Origin of the sequence: Pseudomonas sp. YQ_6, from assembly GCF_043103245.1 — a bacterium.
Taxonomy (GTDB): domain Bacteria; phylum Pseudomonadota; class Gammaproteobacteria; order Pseudomonadales; family Pseudomonadaceae; genus Aquipseudomonas; species Aquipseudomonas alloputida.
Genome location: NZ_JBICJR010000061.1, coordinates 49673 through 63184 on the forward strand (window position 1 = coordinate 49673; position 13512 = coordinate 63184).

The 13512-nt window shown below is 55.0% G+C and carries 10 protein-coding genes and 1 pseudogene; 1 reads left to right on the forward strand and 10 read right to left on the reverse strand.

Annotated features, from left to right (window positions below; genetic code table 11):
- Window positions 1-163 precede the first annotated feature (163 nt).
- The 8 genes and pseudogenes from ACF8FG_RS20835 to ACF8FG_RS20870 form a co-directional block, all read right to left on the reverse strand.
- Complete coding sequence (locus tag ACF8FG_RS20835) at window positions 164-997, reverse strand: thymidylate synthase (protein ID WP_286952921.1); 834 nt, start codon at window positions 995-997, stop codon at window positions 164-166.
- Window positions 994-1500 carry a hypothetical protein gene (locus ACF8FG_RS20840; RefSeq protein ID WP_286952920.1) on the reverse strand — a complete coding sequence of 169 codons (507 nt, stop codon included), beginning with the start codon at window positions 1498-1500 and terminating at the stop codon, window positions 994-996. The genes ACF8FG_RS20835 and ACF8FG_RS20840 overlap by 4 nt, the downstream gene beginning before the upstream one ends.
- Window positions 1497-3581: a tyrosine-type recombinase/integrase gene (locus ACF8FG_RS20845; protein WP_392519173.1), complete on the reverse strand. Its 2085-nt coding sequence runs from the start codon at window positions 3579-3581 to the stop codon at window positions 1497-1499. The genes ACF8FG_RS20840 and ACF8FG_RS20845 overlap by 4 nt, the downstream gene beginning before the upstream one ends.
- Complete coding sequence (locus ACF8FG_RS20850; protein WP_286952915.1) at window positions 3578-5929, reverse strand: site-specific integrase; 2352 nt, start codon at window positions 5927-5929, stop codon at window positions 3578-3580. The genes ACF8FG_RS20845 and ACF8FG_RS20850 overlap by 4 nt, the downstream gene beginning before the upstream one ends.
- A complete protein-coding gene (locus ACF8FG_RS20855) occupies window positions 5926-7170 on the reverse strand; it encodes a tyrosine-type recombinase/integrase (protein ID WP_286952913.1) in 1245 nt (414 codons plus the stop codon). The genes ACF8FG_RS20850 and ACF8FG_RS20855 overlap by 4 nt, the downstream gene beginning before the upstream one ends.
- Window positions 7171-7269: 99 nt before the next feature.
- Window positions 7270-7965 (reverse strand): annotated as a pseudogene (locus tag ACF8FG_RS20860) (thymidylate synthase); the annotation flags it as partial.
- A 51-nt stretch (window positions 7966-8016) separates the two neighbouring features.
- Window positions 8017-8823 (reverse strand): prolipoprotein diacylglyceryl transferase, encoded by an 807-nt coding sequence (gene lgt / locus ACF8FG_RS20865; protein ID WP_014592753.1) that lies wholly within the window; start codon window positions 8821-8823, stop codon window positions 8017-8019.
- 16 nt (window positions 8824-8839) lie between these two features.
- Window positions 8840-9622 carry a sulfite exporter TauE/SafE family protein gene (locus ACF8FG_RS20870; RefSeq protein WP_064613749.1) on the reverse strand — a complete coding sequence of 261 codons (783 nt, stop codon included), beginning with the start codon at window positions 9620-9622 and terminating at the stop codon, window positions 8840-8842.
- 129 nt (window positions 9623-9751) lie between these two features.
- Between ACF8FG_RS20870 and ACF8FG_RS20875 the strand changes: the two genes are divergently transcribed.
- Window positions 9752-10498 carry an NRDE family protein gene (locus ACF8FG_RS20875; RefSeq protein ID WP_392519175.1) on the forward strand — a complete coding sequence of 249 codons (747 nt, stop codon included), beginning with the start codon at window positions 9752-9754 and terminating at the stop codon, window positions 10496-10498.
- Window positions 10499-10676: 178 nt separating this feature from the next.
- Here the strand turns inward: ACF8FG_RS20875 and ptsP are convergent, their stop codons facing one another.
- Both ptsP and ACF8FG_RS20885 read right to left on the reverse strand, forming a co-directional pair.
- Entirely contained in the window at window positions 10677-12956 is a 2280-nt protein-coding gene (gene ptsP, locus ACF8FG_RS20880; protein ID WP_014592756.1) for a phosphoenolpyruvate--protein phosphotransferase, read from the reverse strand.
- 22 nt (window positions 12957-12978) lie between these two features.
- On the reverse strand, window positions 12979-13458 hold the full coding sequence (locus ACF8FG_RS20885) for an RNA pyrophosphohydrolase (protein ID WP_318079974.1): 480 nt from the start codon (window positions 13456-13458) through the stop codon (window positions 12979-12981).
- Window positions 13459-13512: the final 54 nt, after the last annotated feature.

Genomic DNA, 13512 nt, shown 5'->3' on the forward strand with positions numbered 1-13512 from the left:
GCATCAAAGGCAGAGGAAAATGGATCTTTCCTCGTGACCAGCTCAAAGAAGAAACTCATTTGAGCGGGTATCGGACATGAACAGTACTCGGGCATGAGCCCGGTGACGCGATCGAAGCACCTTTAGGGTGCGAACGCCACCAGGCCCGCCCACGAACTTCTGATCAGATTGAAACAGGGGCTGGGATGTGAGGATGCGGATCGTAGCCAACGATTTCGAAGTCCTCAAACTTGTAGTCATAAATGCTGGCTGGCTTGCGCTTCAAAACAAGCTTTGGAAGAGGACGAGGTTCCCGGGTGAGTTGCAACTTAACCTGTTCAATATGGTTTAGGTAGATATGAGCATCACCCATAGTCACCACAACCTCTCCAACACCCAGATCGCACTGCTGAGCAAGCATATGCGTCAGAAAACTTACACCTGCAAGATTGTAAGGATTGCCCAGTAGCAGGTCACTAGACCTGATATACAAGTGTGCAGAAAGCTTATTATTGGCAACGTAGAATTGGTAAAGCAAATGACATGGCGGCAGCGCCATCTTTCCATTACGCGCGTTATCCTGAGGACTCACGGTCTCATCAGGCAAATACTCGACATTCCATCCGTGAAAGAGGATGCGACGGCTATTGGGGTTCGTTTTAAGCGTGTGAACGACATAGTCGATCTGGTTGATGGTCTTGCCATCCTGGGTCGGCCAAGCAGTCCACTGCTTACCATAGATCGGCCCAAGATCGCCGTCTTCAGTAGCCCACTCATCCCAAATGCTGACACCATGCTCTTTGAGCCATTTGGTATTGGTATCGCCGTTCAAGAACCAGATCATCTCGTTGATGATGCTCTTGAAATGCAGTTTTTTCGTAGTGAGGAGAGGGAAACCATCCTCTAAATTATGGCGGAACTGGCGACCAAAAACGCTCAGCGTACCTGTTCCTGTGCGATCGCCTTTCTCGACGCCGTTCTCCAGCACGTCGGCCAGCAAATCGTGGTACATCTTCATTTCGATTCCTCTAAATTCGCGCTGACCATGTGCAGCGCGTCACGCAATTTCTGAATCTCAGTATCCTGCTGAGTGATTTTCAAACGCAGGTCGTCAGCGAGCTGCACGTAGTAGTCTCTGGATTCCCGGACCGTGGCCAATCGCTTCTCAAGCGTGGCCCATGAGCTCTCAGCCTCCTGAAACCGATTGAACCAATAAAGCACTTCTAATCGACTATTTTCAAGGCGTTGCAGGAGAATCGTTTTCGGATCCTGCTTTTTTTCAGCTTTGACTTTTTGTGAAAGCACCTCGATGCGCCGGCTGTCTCTGATGGCTTCGAGGCGTTCCAGGGGCCAACGTCGCTGCCTGATCGTATTGCGATGAATACCAGTGAGACGGCTGAGCTCCGCTGCGGTTGGCTTCAACGCCGAATTGGAGGCAATCTGCATGATTCCCTCAGCCAAAAGCTCAGTATTTTTGTCGAAATCCAACTGGTTCCTAGAGTCAAAAGCTTGGTCAGTCATCCCTCAATTTCCTCGCCCAAATACTCAAGCACCCCTTTCGCTTCATCAATAGCCGCACGAAGCTCTTCCTCAACGATTGAGGAGGAGCCTGAGCTCAATGCCAGCCTATTTTCGAGGTAGATCTCTCGCCACCTGGGAGCGTGAGCTCTGGTCACCACAGCATTTTTGCATCGGTTGGGATTGCACCGGAGCGAGCCTATGCAGGGTAGAGATTCATCATGCTCTTCACGCTGGCTTCCATAGCAGAAACCCTGCCCCACATTGATGATGGCAAGCCGCTTCTTTGCCATCTGGGCAACAATCTCCTCTTTGCTATACCCAGCAGCCATATACCCGTTGAAAATCTTCTTCATACGGGCTTTGTGGTTCAGCGCGTTTGGCCCTGCGTAGCTCCCGTCAGGATCGCAGAAATTGAGGATATACTCCTCATCCGCCAGCCGAGTGGGCGATTTATCTGAGGAACGGCCACCTTTCGAAAGAGTTTCAGCAATCGCCCCGTAACCAGGCGTTACCTTGCTGAACGCCTTGTTCTGTCCAAGCCTTCCGACGAGGTCTCCAAAGTGCTTGAGCTGGTGAGAGATGAAAGGAAGCCCGAGCTCCGCCCTGGCCATCTGGAAAGCCAAGGTGTGCCTCAAGGTGTAGGGACTGAAATCGAGAGCGCTAAACTCCTGCTCAGTCAGAATTTCCTTAAAAAAAAGACTGAACTGGTATGCAATTCCATTTGAAGTCATCGCCTTCGGCGTAGCTCCTGGAGGTACCGTCATCACATTAGAAAACAGGTAAGGATTCTGCCTGATCTGAGCGATGATACATCCAACCCGTATGGCATCGCGTACGATAGGGATGGCAACCCACTTATCGTCAAATAACTTAGCTAGCCCCTGCCGATGCTTAATAACATTACTGATGAGTACCCAGCAATCAGCTTCTTGTTCAAGGCAAGTCTCTACAATCAACTCTGCGAGTTCAGATGGCCGCATCCCGGTGTATTGCGCAACAATGTAGCAGGCACTATAAGCGACAAAATTAATATACTTCCTGAAATCGTCACCTATCTCGAAGCCTGACATCTTCATCAGAGTCATTCTAGTCTTGAAATCGTGAGAGCTCGACTCATTTCGAAGCTCCGGCCAAACCTTATCTAGGACAGAGTCCAGTATAGCTCCCATAGAAAGGGAATCATAGCCGGCCGCTCGAAGACGGGCCGTAAGATAAATCTCCAAATTGTACTTCGAAAGATTTCGACTTCTCCCCAAAAAAAAGTTACTTGCATTTCGACGTTCTAAAGCTAGGCTATCGTGCACGGATTCACCCAGAGTCTCCAAAAAATCTACAACAGCAAATGATGCCTGGCGAGATGCTTTCTCAAAAATAGTATTTGGCAGTATTCTAATAAGCCTGTCAGCCTCCGCAACTTGCTTTTGAACTCTAGCCCACGGAAGCGAAGAGAGCACAACATTCGGTAGAGGCGAATCAAATAGTTGATCTTGGAGAAATTTCGATCTAACCATCGAAAAGAACCTCATCAGCTCTGAACCGAATGCAAGACGATGCTTTTTTGCTGCTTCGCGATACATACAAGAGTCAAAATAAGCAAGACCGTGGTAACCTACCTCGAAAAATTCATCCCCCATGAGTTTTCGAGCTAGCACCGACATAGTTTCGATAAAACCAAGACCAGCCCTGAAGCATGAGACTATCGTGGCCGGCTTAATGTTTTTTTTGGATTGCCCCTGTAACCCTAAAGCTGCGGGAGCTCTCAGGACAACTAAAACAGCCATCTTTACCTCTAGTATCGCGCACTGACTTAGAGACGGAAACGAGTTGAACTCTAATCTCATTCTTGCCCCCCGCACATTTCTAGAAGCATTTGGCTCATCGTCATTGAAATCCCACACCTGCTCTCCAAAGGTAGATCGTTTACTGATGCTCAACGCCATAAGCGCGTTGTACCAAGCGACCATTTTTTTGGGCAGATGTGGCGATGCCACACAAGTCGCATTCTTTTCCGTGAGCATGGCATGAACATGCCCCCGCCACCTTGCGTACTCGACAATCTCTGAGATCGTGGCTTGAATCATAACGACACCCCTTCGACCAAGATGCTAACCTGGAGGTTTTCAGAGTATTTCTCTGCAAGAGCTAATTCTTCGGCTGAAAAATCTGAGGTTTTCGGGTTCAGAATGTTATTAAGTACATCAAGATTTTCAAGAATTACATTTCCATATGGAGTATCTAACACTCGATTGACCTCAATCATTCGTAGATAATCGCGCCGCCTCGCAAATAGCTCTGGTAGGTGTGATGCGGTAATTATGCTATTACTGCATGAGATGCACTTATTGAACAGGGTGCAGGGCTTACCTGGGTCGTAGCCAGGAAGTCTCTTCAAAAACTCAGGCGGATCGAAAACATTTCGACAAATAGCGGTTCCTGTCGAAACAGAAATAGCCTCCTGCTTTGATTGCCGAGTGTTAGCCTCAATCTGTTCGGTTGTCGAGCTCACTGTACGACTATGAATTTCACGAATAGTTTTATTCAAAACTTTGCGTGCCACTGGATTAAAATCCATACGATCCAGATATCTAAGAGTGGTTCTCACTCCCTTGTGCCCTAGAAGAACTTGAATTTCTCGCGGTGAGACTCCCCTTTCTACCAACTCACTAACAAAGCTAGGACGAAAACGAGACGGCGAAAGCTTCAAAGGCTTTCCATCGTCATCACGCAAGAAATTATCAGCTGCAAACTTCTGCAAGGTCCTATGTAACATGCAGCTGCCAGAGCCAGCAATTGAGTCAATTACGCCAAACTTTCGACAGGAAGCCGACTCATATATGAATAGTTTTTTTCGAAATTCCTCAGGCGCTGCCAAGCGTATGTGGCGAGTCAGACATATCACGTCGTCGAATATTTGTTTCACTGCACGCCCTTGGGATGTGGTCAGCCAAGCAATCTCGGCATGAAACAAGTCAAGATGCATTAATTTTTGTCCCTGTGATCTCTCCTTCCAATAAAGCAGGCATGGGCGGTCTGTAAGTTCATGACGCTCGACGAAATCGTCAATTTCAAGCCCAACCAAGGAATCAGCATTCATACCGGTGACTTGGGCTAATCTCGCGATATAAGGTGCTAACATTCTTGCACGTATGATATAGGGTACGCCCCAGTCCTCATAAATCTCAAATATCGGCTTCCCGGAGAGCTTAACGATGGCCATAAACGCTCTCTCATAGGGATCCTCATAATCCACAGAGCCGTACCTAAGGACTTTACAACCAAACTTATTTTCAAAAATCCATCGAGCATTATCCGGAACCAAATAACCACGGCGAGATTTACCATCTTCTTTTAGCGGATCTTCGCCCACACCAGTCGGAACATAAGGTTGGGCTAACCTATTTGTTATGTCGATTTCTTTCAAAATTGCAGCAGAAATTCGTGCACGAACCGATGCGGTATAAGGTCTATAGCCATCTTTTTCACGTTGCGCGTGAAATCCCTGCACATCAATCATGCTCACCAAGCCAAATTCCTGGATCTGCATTACGCGCCTAATCATTTTACGCGTTGAGCCCAACAGACCGTTCGCGGACGCCCCAGTCATCACCCTGTTAATCACTTGCTCGGCGAGATACTCTCTCAGGCGTGGAAGAGAATAGGCGGTCACCATTTCTTTCAGGCTTTCATAACCGCTAAAGCCAGCCGCAGCTAAGCAATCTCGGAAGTATTTGAACGCAGCAACAAAATTAGCCTGCCCCGAGGAGCTAGCTTGACTTATAGATGACACACTAAAGACGTGGAGCAAATTACGGAACGGTTTTCCGGGCTCTGAAGTGACGATATCGCAGAACCGATACACCTCTACAGCACGTAGTGAGGTAAAGGTACGAGTCAATGACTCTTTTTTTTCAATCACAGGCTTACAAGCCTTCCGCTCCTTAACACTCTTATAATTTAAATCTATGACCCCTTGCACACGGAGGTCATTCAAGATTGAGTCAAATGTATTGCCCACCAAGCCAAACTTATTTTTTGCGTAATATATCTCTTTGAGTTGCGGGATTTCACTCAAGAAACCTTTATATTGGATACTTTCCCCTACAATCGGTATTGCGCGCCTCTCATCTGGTGTCATGCCTTCGTACCAGTAGAGCAGCCTACGACGCCATTCACAAGCGCATGGAGGTTGACCGTGGAAGATAATCTTCTCTTCCAACATCCGATCTAGAACTGGTTTGAGTTTCGCGTCCCGCACCCTAAGCGAAGTCTGGTTTACTAGCGTCTGCTCGCTGACGTACCGATAATCCAGCCTAAGTGCAGTTTTTCGACTCAATGGCACACATAGTAAGGCTTCTCGACTTGCTGTCGCCTTGGTAACAAATTCATCAATACGCGCATCTATCTCCGCCCCAAGTTCTCGACTTTTCATTTCGAATCCCCGGCATTGATCTTCAGGCGTGTCTGCTGTGAAAGCTCTAACATCTCACCCGCTTTAGTTTTTGCTTCCGCCCCCGGCCTAATGAGTTTTTGATAGAGATCATAAGGAATCTGTGTGTATATCTCGGACGTTTGTAACTGAGAATGGCCCAGCGTTTTTTGCACCGCGACCAAACGATCCAGATAGTCAGCACCTATGTCTGGCGTTCTTAGCAGCGCGTAAGCGTTGCCGTGCCTCAATTTGTGCGGGGAAATTTGTCGGTCAATCCGCATGCGAACCATGGCCCGCTTAGAAACTCGCTCCAAAAGCTTGGATATCGATCGAGGGGTGTAGACGTTTCCCTTAGCATTAAGGAACGCCGGCGTGGTTTCTGGGCTGGAGAATTGGGCCTTATACATCTTGTAAAGAGGCGATGCATGGTACTTCTTCACCCGTAGCAGGGTGGCCCGACTGACTAATGAATCACGAGGTTTAATCGAATTCGCCGGCCCTTTGCTACCATCGATGCGGATCGGGCAGTAGTCGGCATTTATGGGTGCGGTCACTCCGGTCGTTATGAACAGAGTATCTTGAAATTGAAGCGCATCGTCGATCGCCTTCAGAGTGACACGAGGAACCTCAGAACGACGTATACCGGTGTCGTAGATGAATTGAAGAAGGCATCGTTCTCGCTCACTCTGCGTTGCCAAGATGAGCTCTTTGAGGTCGCTGAGAGAGCACGCCACTACCAAGCTTTTATTCGGACGAGGAGACAGCATTCCTGATGCGTATGGGTTCGTCGCAGACCTGGGCGGTGGAAGATCGTCTAATCCACGGCACAAGAAATTCGTAAAAAACGCCATTAACGAAGAATCTCGATTCCGCACCGTTTTCTTTGAGATCTCCTCAATTTCACGGAGGCGAGCGAAGTACTCTTCGATCACATGGGCTCGAATCTCCAAAAAGGCCGAATCGCGCTCGCAGTCCTTAAACTCTCGCCTTGTTCCAAGGTACTCGTATACGTACCCAAGGTTCCGACCATAGGTCAAGGCTGACTGCTCGGAGATTAATGAGTTTCGGAGCCCATGCGAAAGGAACCCCGATACCAAGGGCAGAAGCCGCTCTTCATCGTCGAAGACAGCCGCACCGGTGAGCTTTACACGGTCTTGAACCGAGGAGATTGGGATGGGGCTTCCCCGGACCGGGGATTCGCAGAGATCTAGGGTTTTTTCCCTGACAGTGATGACTTTCACGGATTCCTCTCTCCTTAGCACCACGCGTACTGTTCACAATGTGCGAATCGTACGTGGGCACAATAAACGAGCTAGGAAGGTATAGCCTGACTACGCAGCCATTGCGTACTGTGCAGTCTTTTCAAAGGGGTATAAAAGCCCCAGGTCGTTGGAGCGGATGTAGAGGGTCAGGGAAATTTCCCTGGTCTCGACATTCGGGTGGAACTGGTACAGCAAGTGACACGGTGGCAGTGCCATTTCGTCCAGTTGCGCGCAGTTCCAGCCGTGGAACAGGATGCGGCGGCTACCCGGGTCGTTGGCGATGGTGTCCAGGCACTGACGCACCTGGTCGATCGCCTTGTACAGGATGACGAACGCGACGCCGTCCTCTTCGTCCTGGGCTATACGGCGGAAGCCGGCTTGCTCGGCCATTTCGATGGCCGCCGGGTTGCTCAGCGGGATGCGCTTGTAGCCCGGCCACTGGCGCCATTGCACGCCATAGATCTCGCCCAGGTCGTCATGGCCCTGACGGAACGGGTTGGCGAGCCACTGGGCGTTTTCGTTGGCGTTCTGGTCCCAGACCTTGCAGCCAAGCTCACGGAACTCACCGGCGTTCTTCACGCCACGCAGGAAACCAACCATTTCACCGATCGCCGACTTGAACGCCAGCTTGCGCGTGGTAATGGCCGGAAAGCCCTTCTGCAGGTCGAAACGCAGCATTGCGCCCGGCAGGCTGATGGTGCGGATGCCGGTGCGGTTTCCCTGCAACGTGCCGTTATCAATGACGTCGCGGACCAGGTCCAGATACTGTTTCATGGCTTACCTGTAGCAAAAACGGCAGGGGGATCGCCCCTGCCGTGGGATTAATCAGGCGGGTTTCGCCGTGGGCTTGCGATTATAAGCCCACCAGATCAGACCGAGGCCAGCCAGGATCATCGGCACACAGAGAATCTGACCCATGGTCAGCCAGCCCCAGGCGATGTAGCCCAGCTGGGCATCCGGCACCCGCACGAATTCGACGATGAAGCGGAAGATACCGTAGAACAGCGCGAACATGCCTGACACCGCCATGGTCGGCCGTGGCTTGCGCGAGAACAGCCACAGGATGACGAACAGCGCCACGCCCTCAAGGGCGAACTGGTAGAGCTGCGACGGGTGGCGCGGCAACTGGGCCGGGTCGCTGAACGGCGGGAAGATCATCGCCCATGGCACGTCGGTGGGTTTGCCCCACAGCTCGGCGTTGATGAAGTTGCCGATACGCCCGGCACCCAGGCCGATCGGGACCAGTGGGGCGACGAAGTCCATCAGCTCGAAGAACGACTTGTTGTTGCGCTTGCCGAACCACAAGGCCGCCAGCATCACGCCGATGAAGCCGCCGTGGAACGACATACCGCCCTTCCACACCTCGAAGATCAGCGTCGGGTTGGCCAGGTAGGCGTGCAGGTCGTAGAACAGCACATAGCCCAGGCGACCGCCGACAATCACCCCCATCGACAGCCAGAACACCAGGTCGGACAGCTTCTCGCGGTTCCAGGTGGGGTCGAAACGGTTCAGACGGCGCGAGGCCAGCAGCCAGGCACCGCCGATGCCGATCAGGTACATCAGGCCGTACCAATGGATTTTCAGCGGCCCGATGGCCAGGGCCACGGGGTCTATCTGCGGGTAAGGCAGCATGGAACTTCCTCTCGATTCAAATCAAAAAGCTGAGGCCAACACAGAACAGCAGGGCTGCGAACAGGCGTTTCAACAAACGGGGCGACAGCTTGTGCGCCAGGCGCGCGCCGAAGCGGGCGAAGAACATGCTGGTCACGGCAATGCCGACCAACGCGGGCAGGTACACGTAACCCAGGCTGTGGGGCGGCAGGTGCTCCTCGTGCCAACCCAGCAGCATGAAGCTAAGGGCACTGGCTACAGCAATCGGCAGGCCACAGGCCGATGACGTGGCCACTGCCTGCTGCATGGGCAGGCTACGCCAGGTGAGGAACGGCACCGTCAGTGAACCACCGCCAATGCCGAAAATGGCCGAGGCCCAGCCAATCACGCCACCTGCACCGATCAGCCCAGGTTTGCCGGGGACGCCACGGCTGGCCTTGGGTTTGAGGTCAAGGGCCATCTGCGCGGCGATGACCAGGGCGAACACACCGATGATCTTTTGCAGCAGTGGGCCCTGGATCAGAGAAGCGGTCTTGGCACCGACACCGGCCCCCAGGAGGATGCCGAAGGTCATCCAGACGAAGATCGGCCATTGCACCGCGCGCTTGCGGTGGTGCTCCCGCACGGCGTTGATCGAGGTGAAGACGATGGTGGCCAGTGACGTGCCTACGGCCAGGTGGGTCAGGACCGAAGCGTCAAAACCCTGCAGGGTAAAGCTGAACACCAGCACCGGCACGATGATGATGCCGCCGCCCACGCCGAACAGCCCGGCCAGCACACCGGCACAGGCGCCCAACAACAGATAGAGCACGAATTCCATTCGGCATCTCCTAGAAATCAATCCGGCATGGTAACGGAAGCCGGGCTCGGGGCTCTAGTGAACTCTGTGTCAGGATGGATCCGCATCGTTCCTGTGGGTACAGTGACCAAAAAACACAGAGGCCAACCTATGTGCCTGATCGTATTTGCCTGGCGGCCGGGGCACGCCCTGCCGCTGATCGTGGCGGCCAACCGCGACGAATTCTATGCCCGCCCCACGCAGCCCCTGGCGGCCTGGGAGGATGCACCTGGGGTGCATGCCGGGCGCGACCTGGAGGCAGGCGGTACCTGGCTGGGCGTAGGCCGAAAGGGGCGCTTTGCCGCGTTGACCAACATCCGCGACCCGGGCCAGGCGCCGGGGCCTCGCTCGCGGGGTGAGCTGGTGGCGGCGTTTCTGCAAGGCGAGCTAGGGGTCGAGGCTTACCTGGACCAGGTGGCCAGCCGTAGCGGGCAGTACTCGGGGTTCAACTTGCTGGTGGGTGATGGGCAGCGACTGGGTTATCTGCATGCCCGTGAGGCCGCGCCGCGTCTGCTGAAGGCTGGGGTTTACGGGCTTTCGAACGCCGGGCTGGATACACCGTGGCCGAAGCTGGTGAAGGCACGTGACGGGCTGGAGAGCCTGCTGGACACGCCGGAGCCGCACAGGCTGCTGGATTTACTCGCGGATAACGAGCCCGCGGCTGATGGTGATCTACCAGAGACAGGCGTGGGGTTGGCGACCGAGAAGTTGCTGTCGAGCGTATTCATCGCCAGCCAGAATTACGGGACCCGGGCGAGTACAGTGCTGATTGTGGATGAACAGGGGCGAAGGCGGCTGGTTGAGCGCAGTTTCGGGCCTTTTGGCGGGCATTTGGGGGAAATTGAGTTGTTGGTCTGAGCATTTGGTGTTGTCTGTTCGGGCCTCTTCGCGGGTAAACCCGCTCCTACACCGATCCATGTACACCGATCCATTTACACCGATCCACCTACACCGATCCACCTACACCGATCCACGTACGCCGATCCATGTAGGAGCGGGTTCACCCGCGAAGAGGCCGGCACAGGCAGCATCACCCTCACAGGGTTTTATTAGCCCCAGGCCCAATCATCCGCGCCAACCCAAGGTTCTTCAGGGCCAGTTGCAGCGAGCTGTGGATAACCTGGGGGTTGTCATGACTCAAGGCCTCGGCCAGCAGTTCCTTGGCCTTGCCCATATTGATCTGGCGCAGCATCCACTTCACCTTCGGCAGGTTGGTGGCGTTCATCGACAGGCTGTCGAAGCCCATAGCCATCAACAGGACCGCCGCCGCCGGGTCACCGGCCATCTCGCCGCAGATGCTCACCGGCTTGCCTTCGCCATGGGCGTCGCGCACCACCGTGTTCAACGCCTGCAATACCGCCGGGTGCAGGTAATCGTACAGGTCGGCGACCCGCGGGTTGTTGCGGTCCACCGCCAGCAGGTACTGGGTCAGGTCGTTGGAGCCTACCGACAGGAAGTCCACCTGCCGCGCCAGCTCCTTGGTCTGGTACACCGCCGCCGGAATTTCCACCATCACACCCACTGGCGGCATCGGTACGTCGGTACCTTCGTCACGCACTTCACCCCAGGCGCGGTGGATCAGGTGCAGCGCCTCTTCCAGTTCGTGAATGCCGGAAATCATCGGCAGCAGGATGCGCAGGTTGTTCAGTCCCTCGCTGGCCTTAAGCATGGCGCGGGTCTGTACCAGGAAGATTTCCGGGTGGTCGAGGGTGACGCGGATGCCGCGCCAGCCGAGGAACGGGTTTTCTTCCTTGATGGGGAAGTACGACAGTGACTTGTCACCACCGATGTCGAGGGTACGCATGGTCACCGGCAGCGGGTGGAAGGCCGCCAGCTGCTCACGGTAGATGGCCAGCTGCTCTTTCTCACTGGGGAAGCGCTGGTTGATCATGAACGGCACTTCAGTGCGGTACAGGCCTACCCCTTCGGCACCGCGCTGCTGGGCACGGGCCACGTCAGCGAGCAGGCCGGTGTTGACCCACAGGGGCATGCGATGACCGTCGGGGGTGACGCACGGAAGTTCGCGCAGTGCATCCAGCCCTTGGGCCAGCTGGCGTTCCTCCTCGACCACTTCGCTGTACTGCTTGCGCAGCACTTCACTGGGGTTGGTGAACACCTCGCCCTTGTAGCCGTCGACGATCAGTTCAATACCGTCGACCTTGGAGTATGGCAGGTCGACCAGGCCCATCACCGTGGGGATACCCATGGCCCGCGCGAGAATGGCGACGTGGGAGTTGCCCGAGCCGAGTACCGAGACCAGGCCGACCAGCTTGCCTTCCGGCACTTCACCGAGCATGGCCGGTGTCAGTTCCTCACTGACCAGGATGGTGTTGTCGGCATACACCAGCGACTGCGAGCGCGCTTCCTGCAGGTAGGCCAAAAGGCGGCGCCCCAGGTCCTTGACGTCGGAGGCACGCTCACGCAGGTAGTCGTCGTCCATCAGCTCGAAGCGGTTGACGTGCTCACCAACCACCTGGCGCAGGGCGCCCTGGGCCCACTGGCCGGTCTTGATGACCTCGGTCACCTCACCGCCCAGGGCTGCGTCTTCAAGCATCATCAGATAGACATCGAACAGCGCACGCTCTTCCGGGCGCAGCTGGGTGGCCAGTTTGGCCGACAGCTTGCGCATGTCGTCGCGCACACCTTCCAGGGCGTTCTGGAACAACTTGAGTTCGGCGTCGATGTCATCGACGGTCTTGTCCGGGACCACTTCCAGGTCGGCCGGCGGCAACATCACCACCGCACGCCCCACCGCGGCACCAGGCGAACCTGGCACACCCACGAAGCGCGCTTCCTGAATACCTTTGCCCTGACGGCCCAGGCCACGGATCGAGCCGGTAGCCTCGGCGTGGGCGATAACCCCGGCAAGCTGGGCGCTCATGGTGACCAGGAAGGCTTCCTCGCCCTCGTCGAACTGGCGGCGCTCCTTTTGCTGGATGACCAGTACCCCGACCACACGGCGGTGGTGGATGATCGGCGCACCCAGGAAGGAGGCGAATTTCTCTTCGCCGGTTTCGGCAAAGTAGCGGTAACGCGGGTGGTCGGCGGCGTTTTCCAGGTTCAGCGGCTCTTCCCGGGTACCGACCAGGCCAACCAGGCCTTCGTTGGGGGCCATGCTGACCTTGCCGATGGAGCGCTTGTTCAGGCCTTCGGTAGCCATCAGCACGAAGCGGTTGGTTTCCGGGTCGAGCAGGTAGACCGAGCAGACCTGGCTGCCCATGGCTTCCTTGACGCGCAAGACAATGATCCCCAACGCCGACTTGAGATCTTTGGCGGAGTTTACTTCCTGGACGATCTTGCGCAGCGTATTGAGCATGGCTCGGGGTCGAACTCCGTCGTCAGTCGCGCGTCAACAGACGCGGTGCTAGCTCTTTCAGGGCGCGCCGGTACACCTCGCGCTTGAATGTCACAACCTGGCCCAGCGGATACCAATAGCTCACCCAGCGCCAGCCGTCGAATTCCGGCTTGCCGGTCAGGTCCATCCGCACCCGTTGTTCGTTGCTCACCAGGCGCAGCAGGAACCACTTCTGCTTCTGGCCGATGCACAGCGGCTGGCTGTGGGTACGTACCAATCGCTGGGGTAAACGATAACGCAACCAGCCACGGGTGCAGGCAAGAATTTCCACATCGTCGCGTTCAAGGCCAACTTCTTCGTTCAGCTCGCGGTACAGGGCTTCTTCCGGCGTCTCGTCAGGATTGATACCACCCTGGGGGAATTGCCAGGCATCCTGGTTGATCCGTCGAGCCCATAGCACCTGCCCGGCATCATTCGTGAGAATGATCCCGACATTGGGGCGAAAACCATCCGGGTCGATCACGGCAGCAACCTCGCAAACGCATGTCAACGCATTGTTCCACAAAGCTTGCGAGCG